The following is a 15,297-nucleotide window of genomic DNA, read 5'->3' on the forward strand; positions in this document are numbered from 1 at the left end:
GAATCATGACGGCAATCCGTTCTTATCGTTTCGCACCCGCGCCGCTGAAGGTGCTTACCGCGTTGGCAGCCGCTTGCGCGCTCGCGGCGTGCACCGTCGGCCCCGACTATCACGGCGCGCCTGCGGTCGCGCCCGAGGCGGCCAGTGCGGCGGCGTTCGTACGCACGCCAGCCCACGGTGTGACGCCCACGCGCGCGCCCAGCCAATGGTGGCTCACGTTCGACGATCCGCAATTGAATGCGCTGATCACGGCCGCGTTCGCTCACAACCCTGACTTGCGCGCCGCGCAGGCGCGCCTGCGCGAATCCCGCGCGCAACTGCAACAGCAGCGCGGCGCCGAGATGCCGAAAATATCGGCCAGCGCCGCCGCGCCACGCATGCGCGAACCGGATCTCAGCACGTTCTCGCAATCGCAGGGCAGCAGCAGTTCGGGTTCAAGTTCGGGTTCAAGCGGTCGCGGTCCATTGCAGTTCTATACAGCGGGCTTTGACGCCTCGTGGGAGATCGATCTGTTCGGCGGTACGCGCCGGGCGGTGGAAGCCGCGAGCGACGAAGCCGATGCCGTGGATGCCGATCTCGCCGACGCGCAGGTGTCGCTTGCCGCCGAGGTGGCGCAGGCCTATGTCGATCTGCGCGACCAGCAGCAGCGGCTCCTGATCGCGCAGCGCACCGCCGATCTCCAGCAGCAGTCCTTGACGCTCACCGAGCAGCGCCGCGCGGGCGGCACGGCCGCCGACGTGGATGTCGAGCGTCTGACCACCCAGGTCGAAACCACGCGTTCGACCATCGCGCCACTGGCGTCGCAGGTGGAGACGTCGCTCGACCAGCTCGCGGTGCTCACGGGCAAGGCGCCGGGCGCGCTCGATGCCGAGCTGGCGGCGCCGCGCGCGTTGCCTGCGCTGCCGGCCTCGGTGCCGGTCAGCGATCCGGCCACGATGTTCGCGCAGCGTCCCGACATACGCGCCGCCGAGCGCCGTCTCGCGTCGAGCAACGCGCAGATCGGCGAGCATGTGGCCGATTTTCTGCCCAAGCTCACCTTATTCGGCGATCTGGGCTTCACGGCGGCGGACCCAGGCCATCTGCTGCGCAAGAACAATTTCAGTTGGGTGGGCGTGCCGTATCTGCAATGGAACCTGTTCGACTTCGGGCGCACCCTGGGCGCGGTGCACGGCGCCGAGGCCTCGCGCGACGAAGCCGAGGCGCGCTATGAAAAGACCGTGCTGGCCGCGCTACAGGACGCAAACGGCGCGCTCTCGCGCTACGGCTACCAGCGTGAGCATCTCGTGACGTTGCAGAAGGTGCAGGATTCGGCGCAGCGTTCGGCGGTGCTCATGCGTCAGCGCTATCGGGCGGGTGCGTCGACGCTCGTGGATCTGCTCGATACCCAACGTGCCGAATTTCTCGCGCAGCAGGACGTGATTTCCGGGCAGGCGGAATTGCTCAAGGACTTCATTTCCATCCAGAAGAGTCTTGGCCTGGGCTGGACCAGCAACGCGAGTTGAATGCGCTGAGAGGGACGCCATGCGTGTCCCTCGCGGCTCTTTACTCAGCCGCGCGCCATGCTGGCAAGCACGCCATCGCGGCGGATCAGCGCATGAAACAGCGCCGCGCCCAGATGAAGCATGACGGTGGCGAACAGCAGCAAGGCTAGCCACGTGTGCGCCGCGCGCAGCAACGCGTAGAGCGCGACGCTGTGCGGCGCGATGGGCGGCAGATGGAGCGCGCCCGCTAGCACGATGGGATAGCCCGCTGCGGACAGCATCGCCCAGCCGATCAACGGCATGGCGATCATGAGCGCATAGAGCACGAGATGCGATGCATGCGCCGCGCCGCGCTGCCATGACGGCAGGTCCGCGGGCAATGGCGGCGTGCCGCGCGAGAGTCGCACGACGATGCGCACGATCACCAGCGCGAGCAGCGCAACGCCTAGCGGCCGATGCAGTGCGATCAGACTGTTATGAAGCCGCGAGACCGTGGCGACCATGCCCACGCCCACGAATAGCATTGAAACGATCAGGACTGCCATCGACCAATGCAGGAGCCGGGCGAGGCCGCTGAAGTGCGCTTGAGCAGGTTTCATTGCTGGGCTTCTCCCTGTGCGTGGTTGAGCGCCGCTTCTTCGTGCGTGCGGCGGTTGAACGAGACCGCATAAGCCGCGGAGCGCGCGGCGAGCAATGGGTCGTCCGAGGGGTTCAGGCCATCGGGCAGGACGGTGGGGTCGTAATTGATGTCGCGGCAGGCGCCCGCGCGTTGCGGAGTCGCCTGTCGCAAGACCAGCGTGCCCGCGTCGATCTGTTCGCGCGAGGCGGGCCATTGCTGCGTGGCGTCGTTGGTGGGGTCGCCCAGCGCCGCAACCGTCAACACCAGATGCCAGCGCAGCGGACCTTGCGCGAGCCGCGCGGCGAGGTCGTCGGCAAGGAAGTCCGGGTCGTGCTTATGATCGGGCGATGCGGCTTCGACGGGCGTTTCGGGCACCAACTCCCAACGTATTGCGCGCGCGTTGCCATCCGCATCTATAGCGATGAAGGCATTGATGCCCCAGAACGCCGTATTCGCGAAGCTGGCCGAGGGCGGATGCGCCTTGATCCACTGGCGAAAGGGCTGCGTTTCCGGATTGGCCTTGAAAAAGGCGTCGAGCTTCGCGGGATCGGGCTTGCCGGTTGCCGGATCGGGCTTCGATGCGACCAGTTGCTGATAGAACTGATTCGGGGTGCGAACCACAAAGACCGGCGTGGAATTCATCCCGCTACGCCACTGCTCGCCATCCTTCAACTGGTATAGCAAGGCGAGGCTGCGCACCGGCGTGCTCGCGTCGGGCGCGGACGGGTTGCTGCCCGGAATCGCAAAACGCCCGATGACGGGTGTCTCGCCCGGCGCGAACACGGCCGCGCGCGAAACCTTGGCACCATTGCCGTTGCTGTCGAATTCACCTTCCACGCACAGTCCCTTCGCATGGTTGCGACGGTAGCCCGTGTGAATGCCGTAGTTCGATTCGAATGTGTTGACGATGTGCGGCGCGTCAACGCGTTTCGGCGTCAGCCAGCCGGCCGTCCATGCGAACGCGGCGGCTGTGCAACCGATCACAGCCGCGATCGCAGCCAGGCGGCATGGCACGCAAATGTTGGCGCGGCTCACGATGCGCCTCCGCATCGCGCGAGGGCGCATGGCGTGCCGATACGAGTCGGGGGGCTTCCCGGATACGGGGAGCGCAGCGGGGCGCAATGAGGCATGATCGGTCCTGTCGAGGGGCTTGGTGGCCGTTATGAGCGTCAACAGGGCGACGGAGCGTTCTATTCCACGCGCGTGCAAAGAAATGCGGCGTGTAAGCCATGCGCAAGAAAGGGCGCAATGAGGAGGGGGCGATGCTGAAGGGTGGCTGCTTGTGCGGCAAGGTCCGCTATGAGGTCGCGGGTGAGCCGATCGGTACGACGGCGTGTCATTGCGTCGATTGCCGCCGGGCTTCCGGGGCGCCGTTTGTCGGCTGGATGAGCGTGACGCGCGACGCGTTCAGGCTGGTTGAGGGCGCAACGAAAGTCTATGCGTCGAGTGCGGGTGTGGAGCGTGGCTTCTGCCCCGAATGCGGTACGCCGCTGACTTACACCAGCGCGGCGTATGCCGATGAAATCGATATCGCCACCGGTACGCTGGACGCGCCCGGCGCTGCGCCGCCCGAGGATCACACGTGGACGTCGCAGCAACTGGGCTGGGTGCGGCTGGCGGATGGATTGCCGCGGTATCCGCGCAGCCGTCTATGAATCAGGACGAATGTGCCGCGTGCAGGCCATGCGGCCCGGCGCGCGGCGCATCTTACGATCAACGATGTTCGGTGACGAACTTGGTCACGAGGTACGGCTCCATCGCTTCGGTGCCGCCTTCCGAACCGTAGCCCGAATCCTTCACGCCGCCGAACGGGACTTCGGGCAGCGCGAGGCCGTGATGGTTGATCGACAGCATGCCCGTTTCGACGTCTTCCGAGAGCGCCGCCGAGGTCGCGCTCGAACGCGTGTAGGCGTACGCGGCGAGGCCATAGGGCAGGCGGTTCGCTTCGGCGATGGCGTCTTCGTAGCGCGAGAAGCGTGCGACCAGCGCGAGCGGGCCGAACGGCTCTTCGTTCATGAGGCGTGCGGAGAGCGGCACATCGGTCAGCACGGTGGGGGCGAAGAAATAGCCTTCGCGGCCGATGCGTTCGCCGCCCGTGAGCACCTTCGCGCCGTGTTCGCGCGCGTCGGCGACCAGACGCTCCATTGCGGCAAGGCGGCGATCGTTCGCCAGCGGCCCCATCTGCACGCCTTCGGCGAGGCCATTGCCGACCTTGATCGTCTTCGTGGCCGCGACGAAGTGTTCGAGGAACTCATCGTACGCCGCGTCCTGGATCATGAAGCGCGTGGGCGAAATGCAGACCTGGCCCGCATTGCGGAACTTCGCGCCCGCGAGGAGCTTCGCAGCGCGCGGGATGTCCGCATCGGCGAATACGATGGCGGGTGCATGGCCGCCCAGTTCCATGGTGGCGCGCTTCATGTGCTCGCCGGCCTTGGCCGCGAGCAGCTTGCCTACCGGCGTCGATCCCGTGAACGAGATCTTGCGGATCGCCGGATGTGCGATCAGGTACGACGAGACTTCGGCGGGCACGCCGAACACGAGGTTGAGCGCGCCGGTGGGCACGCCCGCGTCGATGAACACCTGCACGAGCGCCGCGCAACTGGCTGGTGTTTCTTCCGGTCCCTTGAGCACGACGGTACAGCCCGAGGCCAGCGCGGCCGAGACCTTGCGTACGGCCTGATTCAGCGGGAAGTTCCAGGGCGTGAAGCAGGCGACCGGGCCAACCGGCTCGCGCGTGACGATCTGGCGGACGGCGTCCGTGCGCGAGGGCACGACGCGGCCGTACGTGCGGCGGCCTTCTTCGGCGAACCAGTCGATCACGTCGCCACCCGCGAGCACTTCGCCCTTGGCTTCGCCAACCGGCTTGCCTTGCTCGCGCGTCATGATCGCGGCGATGTCGCCTGCGCGTTCGCGCAGCAGGTCGGCGGCGCGGCGCATGATCTTGCTGCGCTCGAGCGGCGAGACCTTGCGCCATTGGTTGAACGCGCGCGCGGCGGCTTCAGCCGCGTCCGAGAGGTCCTGCTCGCTCGCGAGGCTCAGGCGTCCGATCTCCGCCTCGGTGGCGGGGTCGATCACGGCAATCGTCTTCGCGCCGGCGCGCCATGCGCCATCGACGTAAATCTGGGTATCCGGATAAGGCTTCACGCTTGAAGTCATGATGGGACGATCCTCTTCAACGGTGCAACGGTGGGGGAAGCAGGCGCCGCGCGCGGCAACGCGTGACGCCGAGGCCGGGAAAACTTGAGAACCGCCTATTCTGCCACCGCTGCGCGCGCTTTGCTGGCGACGCAAACGCCAAGGGCCTTCGAGAATCTCGAAGGCCCTTGCGTTCAACCCCTTGTTTTATGTGGCCTGACAGCAAATCCTCAGGCACTACGCATCGGTCGTCAGAATTCGACCGTGGCGTTCGCAACGAACGTGCGCGTGGCCGAAGGCATCACGTAGTAGCCCCAGGCCGCGTTCCAGTAGCGGCGATTGAACAGGTTGTTCACGCCGGCGCGCAGCGTGACGTCCTTGCCGCCCACGCTGGTTTCATACTTGGCGCTCAGATCCCACGTCGTATAGGCGGGCACGAACTGCGTGTTGGCGGCGTCCACAGCCATGTTGCCGACGTACTTGCCGCCGAACGCGACTGTCAGTGCGCGCAGGTAGGACGGGTTGTATTCCATGCGGCCCGTGACCGTGAAGCGCGGCGCGCCATAGACGCGCTTGCCTTCGACAGTCGGATCGTCCACGTCGACCGCCTTGGCGTCGAGCCACATCACGCCGCCCATCAGACGCCAGTCGCGCGCGAGTTGCAGCCAGCCGCTTGCGTCCACACCCTGGTAGCGCTTGGTGCCGCTTTGCACGAACACATCGGCGCTATTGGTGTATTCGTAGCCCTGATCGATGCGGAACAGGGCGAGATTGGCGCCCCAGTTGCGATGATCGGCCTTGAAGCCCACTTCATATTGCTTGCTCTTGAGCGGGCCGAAGGTCTGCGGATAGTTGACGTTCGTGTTGCTCGCCGCGCCGCCTTGCTGGAGCGCTTCGACATAGCTCGCGTAGAGCGTCGAATCGTGATCGAGCTTGTACATCAGCGCGACAGTGGGCGTGACCGGGTTGGCGCTGTAATCGGCCATCACCGACTGGTCGGGCTGATACGTGCGGTCGCGGAACTGTGTATAGCGCAGGCCGAGCAGCGCCGATAAACGCGAGGTGAATTGCACCGTGTCGCTCGCGTAGAGCGCCGTCTGCGTCGTGCGTTCGTGGCGGTACAGGTTTTCGCCGATATTGACGGCGTCGTTCGTCAGCAGGGTGCTCTGATAGAGATTGCCCGTGCCGAGGTTGAAGCCGTCGTTCCAGCCTTCGCTATTGTCGTATTCGCTTTGCTGCGTCTGATAGCTCGCGCCGAGCACCAGATCATGCTTGAACGGGCCGGTGTCGAACTTGCCTTCGACCATCGCGTCGACGTTCTGATAGAAGTAGCGCGTCAAGGCCGCGTAGAGCGTGTTGCTGTAGTTGCCCGCCGCGTCCGTCACGGTCAGCAGGCTGTCCGAGTTGTAGCGGTTTTCCTTGGCGAAGCGGTACTTCAGGTTCGCGTGCCAGTTTTCGGAGAGGCGATAGTCGAGCCCGGTGCCGAACGAGGCGATCTCGGTCTCGTAGTAGTTCTGCGGCTGCGTGAGCTGATGCGTGACCTTGCTCGCGTCGGGGATCGGCGTGTCGTAGAAGAACATGCCGAACAGCGTGCCGTTGGTCTTGCGCTTCTGATAGAACGCGTCGACCGTCCACGTGAGGTCGGGCGTGATGCGGAAGTCGAGCGCGAGCGACGCCACCTGGCGGCGCACGTGGCCGTTCGCTTCGGCGGTGTTGCCGTCCTCGTTCACCAGATTGAGGCGATAGCCAAAGCGATTGTCGTTGCCGAAACGCCCGCCCAGATCGAGCTTTTCACTGAACACGCCCGCCGACTGATAACCGACCGAGAAGCTGCGATACGGATCGTCGGTGGGGCGCTTGAGCACGTAGTTGACGATGCCGCCCGGATTGCTGAAGCCGTACATGAAGCCCGAGAGGCCCTTGAGCAGTTCGACCTGTTCGAAGGGTTCGAGCGATAGTTCGGTGTCCCAGGAAGGGAAGTTCTGGCCGTCCACCTTGACGCCGTTGAGCATGTCGATCGCAAGGCCGCGAATGCTGAACGCCGAGTTCTCGCCGGTGGCGTTGTCGCCGACGATGTTGACTGCCGGGTCGTACTTGAAGAGATCGTTGGCCGTGTTGGCGAGACGGTCCTTGCCTTGTTCGGTCGTGACGACGTCGGTGGAGAACGGCGTGTCCACCTGACGGCGGTTGCCGAGAGCGCCGGCCGTGACGCGCTCCGGCGAGGCGGCTTCGCTGTCGCGCGCGGCGCTCACCTTGACGGTTGGCAGGGCCTTCGTGGCATCGGCTTGCGTGTCGGTTTTCGTGTCGGCCTGGGTGGCGGGTTGGGCCGTCTCCTGGGCCCAGCCGGTGCCCGAAAGCGTGGAGAGCGCGAGTCCCGCGCTCACGAGCAGGGCGGCGCTCAGCGGAATGCGGGTGCGGGCGGCGCAGCGCACGGCGACGAAGCCGGGGCCGGTCTGGCGGACGGCGGCAGTGTTCTTCATGTTAGGCGGACGGCCGGTAGGCCCGGCTCAAGCTAATTTTGTTGTTGGTGCCACGAAGGGCGCGAGAAGCTCCTGAATGAGCATGCAGATGCTAATGCAAATGATTCGCATATACAAAGCAAAACGCATCAAGCATTGCGTAAGGTAGGAAATTGGCAACAGTCAGCTTGAAATGAAGGCTGATCTGTGCACAAAGAAGGCATGAAAGTCCGATCATTTCATCAGACAAATGATGGTTTTACGCGGGAATGGAGCACACCAGCAGCATGAAAAACGGCGCCCAAAGGCGCCGTACTGGCAGAGCGGGCGCGCGCGCCCGGATGCTTCGTTAGCTCAACTGCGTGATGGGGGCGACCGCAGCCGGGTCGCTGATGCTCGGGCGGCCGGTCTCGACGTGGCCGGCGTAGCGGCGCACGAAAGTGGAATCGTCGCGGCTCGTGACCGTGAGGTCATACCAGTGATGGCTCGACGCGAGCACCCACGGCTCCTCGATACGCGCACCGGCCGGCACCACCACGAGGCGCTCACGCGCGCCGTAGGCGTTGTCCGTCACCGTGAGGCGCGCGATGCCGCCGCCCGTGTTCGTGAACTTGAGGAACAGGTTGCCGTTCGCGACGTCGTATTGCGCGGCGATTTCCGGTTGCGGCGTGCCGCTGGCCTTGCCGAACACACCGTGCGACGAAGTCGACGCCGCCGCCGTGCCAGAAAAGCGGCGCACGAAGCCGTTCGGGCCATGCACTTCGAACGCATACACGCCGTTCGTCACGCTCAGATCCCACGTATCGTCGAGCGACTTGCCCGCTTCCACCGTGTAGCGCCACGGGCCGTCCGTGCGGTTCGTGCCGTACACGTAGAAGTGCGCACCCTGGCGGCCCTTGTTCGCGAAGGTGATCGAGAGCGTCTTCTTCGACGTGTCCACCTGCGCGTTCACGTGCAACTCATAGGGCAGCGCGCGCGCGTAACGCACGCCCGGCTCCTGCGCGTCGATCGGACCGGGCGTGGCCGGCACGGTGGGCGCCTTGTTGGCGGAACACTGGTTGTCGGCCATCGACATGTAGTTGCTCGTGTCGGGCAGCGTCGGGATCGACGAGTCCGGCGTGCGGAAGTCGAAGGCCGTCGTGAGGTCGCCGCACACCGCGCGACGCCATGCCGTGATATTCGGCTCCTGAACACCGAAGCGTTCTTCGATGAAGCGGATCACCGAAGTGTGATCGAACACCTGCGAGCACACGAAGCCGCCCTTGCTCCACGGCGAGACGATCGTCATCGGCACGCGCGGGCCGAGGCCGTAGGGCAGGCCGTCGGCGGTGTACTTGCCGCCGCGCCCCGGATTGACGACGTTGTGAATCTCGCCTTCCACGCTTACCGTCGACTTGCCCTGCGTCGAGGTGGTGGGCGGCTGCGGCGGCACGATGTGATCGAAGAAGCCGTCGTTCTCGTCGTACATGATGAAGAGGACGGTCTTGCTCCAGACTTCGGGGTTCGAGGTCAGGGCTTCGAGAATCTGCGAGGTGTATTCCGCGCCGTAAGCGGGCGTGTATTTCGGATGCTCGGAGAACGCGGCGGGCGGCAGCAGCCACGACACCTGCGGCAGGTTGTTCGCGAGCACGTCGTTCTTGAGGTCGGCGATCGTGCGCGCGGTCTGTGCGCGCTGATAGAGCGCCGAGCCCGGCTGCGCATTGATGAAGTTGGCGAAGTTCTGCAGGATGTTGGTCCCGTAGTTGCCGTTCATCGGATCGCTGCCATTGGTGCCCTGCTGATAGATCTGCCACGAGATGCCGGCGGCTTGCAGGCGTTCGGGGTAGGTGGTCCACGAGAGCAGTTGATACGCGGGCGGCACGTCGCCGTCCACATAGTCGTTGTTGTCGAGTAGCGGGCCGCCCATCGTGCCGCTCGGGTCGACCATGCCCGTCATCAGATAGGAACGGTTCGGGTGTGTCGGGCCGGGCAGCGAGCAGAAGTAGTTGTCGCAGACGGTGAACGCATCGGCCAGCGCGTAGTGGAACGGAATGTCCGCGCGCAGGTAATAGCCCATCGTCATGTCGGTCTTGTACTGCGGCCACTGGTTGTGCAGACCGTTGTTGATCGCGTACTGGGTCGGATACCACGAGTGATCGAGATCGCCCACGCATTGCGCGCTGGTCGTTTGGGTGTCGAGGTGGAACGGCAGGACGGGTTTCGTCGCGTCCTCCTTCGAGGGCTGATACCAGACCGGCTGGCCGCCGGGCAGCGGAATCGGCAGGCGGTCGTTATAGCCGCGCACGCCGCGCAGATGGCCGAAGTAGTGATCGAAGGAACGGTTCTCCTGCATGAACACGACGATGTGCTCCACATCGCGGATCGAGCCCGTGCGCGAGAACGCGGGAATCGCGAGCGCGTTGCGGATGGACTCGGGCAGGACGGTCATCGCGGCTGCGGCGGCGCCTGAGGACGCGACAGTTTGCAGGAAACGGCGACGGCTGTTGGACGTCATGGGTGTTCACCTTTCTACTTGTTGGATGGGGGTGTGCCGGGGCACACGAACGGTGTATTACTGACGCGTCGTTGCGGTGTTGCTGTTGCTGCTGTTCGTCTGCGGCTCGTCGCCGGGGGCGTAGCTCATGACGGGCGCGACTTGCTGGTTGTCGGCGGCGAGGCTTGCCTGCACGCTCTGCACGGGGTCGCTGGCGTAGGCGTAACTGGCGGGGTTCGCGGTGTCGGCAGGCGTGGCGGTGCTCACGCTGCTCGCGAGGTTGGCTGCGGAAGCGGTGGGATTTTGCGGCTGATTTTGCGTTTGGCTTTGCGCCTGGCCTGGCCCGTTGGCGCTCTCAGGCGTAGCCGGCGACGTTGCGCCGGGTCCGCATGCGGCGAGCAAGATGGTTGCTAGCGCAACGGCTATCACGGTTGCCAACGACTGCTCGAAAAGGCGTCTTTGCATGTGCGCTTCCAGTCCGATGATCGGGTCGGCGCACAGTTTCTACGGTCTCGAAGAAAGAATTATGAAACGCGTGAAAACGTTTGCGGGCGATGAATTTTCTTTTGCAAACGTTTTTAACGCGAACAGAGAGGCGTATGACGGGTTGATGTCGAAATGGGGCGCTCGCGCGAAAATTTGGCGACTGGTTGGCATTCATTTTGCTTTCGAATTAATTTCTTTGTTATTTCGTCTCGCTCCAGCATGAATGAGTGCGATCTGGAACGTTAGGCAACTCGACCGCTTGTAGCGCCATCAGGTACGATGGGAACGTAATCCACACGACCAACGGGGTCCCTCATGGATTCGTCCTCTCGCGAGCCGCACGACGTTGCCGTCGAAGCACTGGCGACGCTATCGGAGTACCTCGAACGCTCGTTGGACAAGGGCGCCAGCCTGATCCTGGTGCGCTCCCAGGCCGACCGCAGCGATATCTTCCTCGGTGACGCCGCCGAGGCGCAGGCCGACTGGACGCGCTGCGGCTTTATCCGCAATGCGCTGGTGGCCGAGATCCTCGAAGCGACCCAGCCGGGCCTCAATTCGCTGTCGATCGACGGTCAGACCTACCGCTTCGTGCGCACGTTTACGCAGGTTGCCGAACACGGCGCGATCGTGTTTTCCGCCGCCTAGACAGGGCGAATCGGCGACGCTCGCTGATGCGCTCGCAGTGCACGCATCGGCGGCGAATTACGCAGTATTCCGAATGATTTGTGCTAGTGGCGTTCTGAAACGCCAAGGAGACGTGGTGCTGAAAAACCTCGATCCGCTGCTCAATCCGGATGTACTCCACGCGCTGGCCGCGATGGGGCACGGCGACGAAGTCGTGATCTGCGACGCGAATTTCCCTGCGGATGCTGTGGCGCGCGATTCGGTGCTCGGTCGTCTGCTGCGCCTCGACGGCGTGGATTCTCCGCGCGTCGTGCGGGCGGTCCTCTCGGTGTTGCCGCTCGATAGCTTCGTCGATCATCCGGCGCTGCGCATGGAAGTGGTCGGCGACGCGCAAACGCTGCCCGCCGTGCAGCGCGAAGCGCAACGCGAAGTCGACGATGCTGAAGGGCGTGCCGTGCCGTTTGCCGGGCTGGAGCGCTTCGCGTTTTATGAGCGCGCGCGCCGCGCCTACTGCGTGATTGCGACCGGCGAGGCGCGCGGCTACGGCTGCTTCATCTTCAAGAAGGGCGTGTTGCTGGCGGCCGACGCGCCGCGCAACTGACGCCCGCACTCGCATCACGCATTGCGCGCCGCGTACTCGAGCACTTCGGTCGCGCGATGCGGTTGCGCCACCTGATCGATGAGAAACGCGTCGCCGCGCGCGTGCCGGGTGCGCAGCGGCAGGATCGCCTGATAGGCCGGCGAGCGATACCACGCGCGTGCGTGCTCGCGGTCGTCGAATTCGATCACGATCAGGTCGCCGCTGAAGTGGCCTTCGAGCCGCTCCACGGGGCCGCCGTGGACGATGAAGCGCCCGCCAAACGGGGCGAGCGTGGCGTCGATCTTCTCCAGATACGTGGCGATATCGGTGCAGAACTCGACTGCGTGTAAATGGGCAATGGCGTAGGCCGTCATGACTATCCTCGTGTGGGTTTGGCGGAGGCTCTCCGTCGCTAACGAGAGTAGGGCGGCAGCCGATCTGGATCGATTACCCTGGAGGTAACGCGCGGCCATCCTGCGCTTGACCAGCGATTTGCCGTTGCATTGACATGTGCGCGTAACAAAATCGTCACATGAACAGGCGATTTCAAATATTTATCCACTCGCCGCAAAAAACGCTTGCCAAGGCTAGGGGAAAACCCTAGAATTAACTCGTCTCCTCCATGTCTCCTCCAGATATGGATTCAGCCCGCCCAAATCAGGCGGGCTTTTTCTTTTGTGGTGCCGGAAATTACACAAGGGCGGCCTCAACTCAGGGTCTTGCCTGATCCGTTTGCCGCCAGGCATCGAGAGTAAAATGCCTTGAGTGGCGTGCCGTACCGGCCCGCCGGACGCTCAACGCCTCTCCCAACGCTCCGATGAAACCGTCTACCGCGCAGAAACCCAAGCGCAAGCAGCCGCCCGCCTGGCTGCTCAACACGTTGACCTGGCTCGTGGGCATTCTCACGCTCGCGCTGGGCGTGGGTTGGCTGATCCGCAGCTGGATCGTCGATCTGGAGATTCCTTATTTCGCGATCCCGCTCGTGATGTGCGTGCCGGTGATCGTCGCCGTGGCGTTCCGCAACTTCTGGGACTGACGCGCGCCGTCAGTCCGCCTCATCTGGCCGCCTTTCACAAGGCCGTGCCTAACTGGCCGTACCTAACCGGCCGTACCGAACTTCTCCTCGCAAGCCTGCTTGACGCGCTCGATCGGCGCGCTCCATGTCTCGCTGCCTGTCTGGCGGAAGATCCGCACAGTGTCCGGATACCAGGGCGAGTCCTCGCGCGCGTCCAGCCAGCGCCAGTCCACGTCGCGGCGCGGCAGCATCACCCAGCAGGGCTTGCCGAGCGACGCGGCCAGATGCGCGGTCGAGGTATCCACGCAGATCAGCAAGTCGAGCTGCGCGATGATCGCTGCCGTATCGACGAAATCGGCGACATCGCTGCCCAGATGCAGGAGTGGTTGATTCGAACCCGCTTCGCCCGCCGCGCGCGCTTCGTCCTCGCCCGCGCCTTTTTGCAGGCTCACGATCTTCAGCCCCGGCACCTGCCAGAGCGGCGCCAGCGCTGCGAGTGAGGGAATCGAGCGGTGGAGGTCGTTGTGGTGCTGCGGATTGCCCCGCCAGACCAGCCCGACGCGCGGCCCCGCGCCCAGCGCATCGAGCCGGGTCGCCCACTGCTCGATGCGCGCGGGATCGACGGTGAAGCGGGTTGGCGGCGGCGTTGTCTCTAGCGTGGTGCCAAGGCGTAGCGGCAGGCTCAGCGGGCTGACCCAATAGTCGAACTCACTGGCGCGTTCGGTGGCTTCGGCGTGGGTGAGCAGGCTGTCGATGGCCTCCACGCCCGCGAGAATAGCGTGCAGCGCTTCGACACAGCCGAACCCGATGTGCGTCGCGCCCTGTGCCTTCAGCAGACGCGCGTAGCGCGCGAACTGCAACATGTCGCCCAGACCGTCCTCCTGCCAGAGCAGCACCGATTTGCCAGCGATCGACTCGCCCTGCCAGTGCGGGCAGCTCAGCATGCCGCGCGAGGCGTAATGCACGAAACCATTGTTTTCATAGCGCCGTTCATAGAGGCGCCAGCCTTCCTCGTAGCGGCCCATCGTGATGAGCAGGGTGGCGAGGCGAAATAGGGCGTCGCCGTAATCGGGCGCGAGCGCGAGCGCGCGGCGGTACGCCGCCACCGCATCGTCCAGTTGGCCGCGTTCCTTGAGCAAGCTGCCCATGTTGAAGTGCGCGAGCGCGAGATCGCCGTTCTGGGCGAGCGCCTGGGCGAAGGTGTCGTGCGCTTCGTCAAGCCGATCCATTGCGCAGAGCACCGAGCCCAGATTGTTGAAGACTTCGGCACGTCCCGGCGAGAGGCGTTGGGCGACGCGGTAGCTGGTCTCGGCTTCTGGATAGCGTTCGAGCCGTTGCAACGCAACGCCCAGGTTGTAGTGAGCCTCGGCGTGATCGGGGCATAGCGTGATGGCCTGGCGGTAGAACAGTTCGGCTTCGGGATAACGCTGGAGATCGGTGAGCACGCAGCCGAGATTGTTGAGCGCTTCGACATAGTCGGGGCGGACCTTGATCGCGAGACGGCAGGCCAGTTCCGCCTCCACGTAACGTCTTTGCCCCTTGAGCAGCGCGCCATAGTTGTTGAGCGCTTCGGGATACTGCGGCTCGGCGAGCAGCGCCTGGCGATAGGCTTCCTCGGCTTCCTCGATACGGCCGCGTTCACGCAGCACGTTACCGAGGTTGTTGTGCGCGCGCGCGAACTTCGGATTGAGCGCGAGCGCCGCGCGATAGGCTGCTTCGGCCTCGTCATGACGGCCCTGGTCATGCAGGACGAGGCCGAGGTTGTAGTGCGCGTCGAGGTGGCCCGGTTGGCGCGCGAGCGCCCCACGATAGGCGTTTTCGGCTTCCTGGAGTCGCCCGAGGCGATGCAGCACGAGGCCCAGATTGCCGTGCGCATCGGCGTGTGCGGGGTTGACGGCCAGCAGGCCGCGCCAGACCGTCTCCGCGGCGGGCAACTGGCCGAGCGCCGTGAGCATGGCGGCGAGGCCGTTATACGCCTCCTCGAACGCGGGCCTTGCGGCGATGCAGCGCTGCCAGAGCGCCTGCGCGGCGTCGGGCTTGCCCGCGCCCATTGCGGCGAGGGCCGCGAGATTGAGCGCATCGGCGAGCAGCGCGTCGTCCGCTTGCGCCTGCGTGCCGACGAGCGGCGCGAGCATCCCGAACGCGTCAGCGAAGCGGCCTTGCGCGCACAGCGCGCTCGCTTCCTGCTGGCGGTCGGGGTGAAGCGGCGCGGCGGTCATCGTCGAAGTCACGGTGGGGCTGGGCAAAATGAAGGACGGTATGAAGCTTAAGGCAGGGCAGGCAAGGCCAACGGGCCGATTAGCGCGGTCCGCGCGCGCCTATTCGGACGATCAAGCCTTCACGGCGGTTACGGCGCGCGGGTGTCGTGCTTTCGATGGCGTAAGGCATGGCGGCGTGGCCCGACTGGTTTGGGCCAGCCGCGCTA

General features: G+C 64.8%; 14 protein-coding genes. 6 read left to right on the forward strand and 8 right to left on the reverse strand.

The window, feature by feature from the left end; translation table 11 throughout:
* The first annotated feature begins 5 nt into the window (after nt 1–5).
* A complete protein-coding gene (locus tag U5782_RS00615; protein WP_322041927.1) occupies nt 6–1,502 on the forward strand; it encodes an efflux transporter outer membrane subunit in 1,497 nt (498 codons plus the stop codon).
* A 44-nt stretch (nt 1,503–1,546) separates the two neighbouring features.
* On the opposite strand, the gene U5782_RS00620 is transcribed toward U5782_RS00615, so the two are convergent.
* Nucleotides 1,547–2,080, reverse strand: coding sequence for a cytochrome b (locus U5782_RS00620; RefSeq protein WP_322041928.1), 534 nt, complete (start codon nt 2,078–2,080; stop codon nt 1,547–1,549).
* A complete protein-coding gene (locus tag U5782_RS00625) occupies nt 2,077–3,135 on the reverse strand; it encodes a catalase family peroxidase (RefSeq protein ID WP_322041929.1) in 1,059 nt (352 codons plus the stop codon). Before U5782_RS00625 ends, U5782_RS00620 begins: the two co-directional genes overlap by 4 nt.
* Before the next feature lie 227 nt (nt 3,136–3,362).
* Between U5782_RS00625 and U5782_RS00630 the strand changes: the two genes are divergently transcribed.
* On the forward strand, nt 3,363–3,755 hold the full coding sequence (locus tag U5782_RS00630; RefSeq protein WP_322041930.1) for a GFA family protein: 393 nt from the start codon (nt 3,363–3,365) through the stop codon (nt 3,753–3,755).
* 58 nt (nt 3,756–3,813) lie between these two features.
* Here U5782_RS00630 and U5782_RS00635 read toward each other — a convergent pair whose 3' ends face one another.
* The 4 genes from U5782_RS00635 to U5782_RS00650 form a co-directional block, all read right to left on the reverse strand.
* On the reverse strand, nt 3,814–5,256 hold the full coding sequence (locus U5782_RS00635; RefSeq protein WP_322041931.1) for an NAD-dependent succinate-semialdehyde dehydrogenase: 1,443 nt from the start codon (nt 5,254–5,256) through the stop codon (nt 3,814–3,816).
* A gap of 230 nt (nt 5,257–5,486) precedes the next feature.
* Nucleotides 5,487–7,715 carry a TonB-dependent siderophore receptor gene (locus U5782_RS00640; RefSeq protein WP_322041932.1) on the reverse strand — a complete coding sequence of 743 codons (2,229 nt, stop codon included), beginning with the start codon at nt 7,713–7,715 and terminating at the stop codon, nt 5,487–5,489.
* Between the two features lie 328 nt (nt 7,716–8,043).
* Entirely contained in the window at nt 8,044–10,188 is a 2,145-nt protein-coding gene (locus U5782_RS00645) for a phosphocholine-specific phospholipase C (protein WP_322041933.1), read from the reverse strand.
* 57 nt (nt 10,189–10,245) lie between these two features.
* Nucleotides 10,246–10,632 (reverse strand): hypothetical protein, encoded by a 387-nt coding sequence (locus U5782_RS00650; protein ID WP_322041934.1) that lies wholly within the window; start codon nt 10,630–10,632, stop codon nt 10,246–10,248.
* A 61-nt stretch (nt 10,633–10,693) separates the two neighbouring features.
* On the opposite strand from U5782_RS00650, the gene U5782_RS00655 reads away from it, so the two are divergent.
* The 3 genes from U5782_RS00655 (at nt 10,694) to U5782_RS00665 (ending at nt 11,878) form a co-directional block, all read left to right on the forward strand.
* On the forward strand, nt 10,694–10,876 hold the full coding sequence (locus U5782_RS00655; protein WP_322041935.1) for a hypothetical protein: 183 nt from the start codon (nt 10,694–10,696) through the stop codon (nt 10,874–10,876).
* Between the two features lie 92 nt (nt 10,877–10,968).
* Nucleotides 10,969–11,298 carry a hypothetical protein gene (locus U5782_RS00660; RefSeq protein ID WP_322041936.1) on the forward strand — a complete coding sequence of 110 codons (330 nt, stop codon included), beginning with the start codon at nt 10,969–10,971 and terminating at the stop codon, nt 11,296–11,298.
* A 115-nt stretch (nt 11,299–11,413) separates the two neighbouring features.
* The gene (locus tag U5782_RS00665; RefSeq protein ID WP_322041937.1) at nt 11,414–11,878 is read left to right on the forward strand and encodes an RbsD/FucU family protein; all 465 of its coding nucleotides are present in this window, start codon (nt 11,414–11,416) and stop codon (nt 11,876–11,878) included.
* A 14-nt stretch (nt 11,879–11,892) separates the two neighbouring features.
* On the opposite strand, the gene U5782_RS00670 is transcribed toward U5782_RS00665, so the two are convergent.
* Nucleotides 11,893–12,231 carry a DUF1330 domain-containing protein gene (locus U5782_RS00670; protein WP_322041938.1) on the reverse strand — a complete coding sequence of 113 codons (339 nt, stop codon included), beginning with the start codon at nt 12,229–12,231 and terminating at the stop codon, nt 11,893–11,895.
* Between the two features lie 443 nt (nt 12,232–12,674).
* Here U5782_RS00670 and U5782_RS00675 point away from each other — a divergent pair, with 443 nt between their 5' ends.
* Complete coding sequence (locus U5782_RS00675) at nt 12,675–12,893, forward strand: hypothetical protein (protein WP_322041939.1); 219 nt, start codon at nt 12,675–12,677, stop codon at nt 12,891–12,893.
* Nucleotides 12,894–12,955: 62 nt separating this feature from the next.
* Here U5782_RS00675 and U5782_RS00680 read toward each other — a convergent pair whose 3' ends face one another.
* Entirely contained in the window at nt 12,956–15,103 is a 2,148-nt protein-coding gene (locus tag U5782_RS00680; protein ID WP_322041940.1) for a tetratricopeptide repeat protein, read from the reverse strand.
* Nucleotides 15,104–15,297: the final 194 nt, after the last annotated feature.

The sequence above is a fragment of the Paraburkholderia sp. J67 genome (genome assembly GCF_905220265.1).
Classification (GTDB): domain Bacteria; phylum Pseudomonadota; class Gammaproteobacteria; order Burkholderiales; family Burkholderiaceae; genus Paraburkholderia.

Coding starts and splice junctions, on each gene's coding strand:
- U5782_RS00635 (WP_322041931.1), bottom strand. CDS start 5,256: ATGACTTCAAGCGTGAAGCCTTATCCGGATACCCAGATTTACGTCGAT.
- U5782_RS00620 (WP_322041928.1), bottom strand. CDS start 2,080: ATGAAACCTGCTCAAGCGCACTTCAGCGGCCTCGCCCGGCTCCTGCAT.
- U5782_RS00650 (WP_322041934.1), bottom strand. CDS start 10,632: ATGCAAAGACGCCTTTTCGAGCAGTCGTTGGCAACCGTGATAGCCGTT.
- U5782_RS00615 (WP_322041927.1), top strand. CDS start 6: ATGACGGCAATCCGTTCTTATCGTTTCGCACCCGCGCCGCTGAAGGTG.
- U5782_RS00655 (WP_322041935.1), top strand. CDS start 10,694: ATGAAACGCGTGAAAACGTTTGCGGGCGATGAATTTTCTTTTGCAAAC.
- U5782_RS00645 (WP_322041933.1), bottom strand. CDS start 10,188: ATGACGTCCAACAGCCGTCGCCGTTTCCTGCAAACTGTCGCGTCCTCA.
- U5782_RS00675 (WP_322041939.1), top strand. CDS start 12,675: ATGAAACCGTCTACCGCGCAGAAACCCAAGCGCAAGCAGCCGCCCGCC.
- U5782_RS00630 (WP_322041930.1), top strand. CDS start 3,363: ATGCTGAAGGGTGGCTGCTTGTGCGGCAAGGTCCGCTATGAGGTCGCG.
- U5782_RS00660 (WP_322041936.1), top strand. CDS start 10,969: ATGGATTCGTCCTCTCGCGAGCCGCACGACGTTGCCGTCGAAGCACTG.
- U5782_RS00640 (WP_322041932.1), bottom strand. CDS start 7,715: ATGAAGAACACTGCCGCCGTCCGCCAGACCGGCCCCGGCTTCGTCGCC.
- U5782_RS00670 (WP_322041938.1), bottom strand. CDS start 12,231: ATGACGGCCTACGCCATTGCCCATTTACACGCAGTCGAGTTCTGCACC.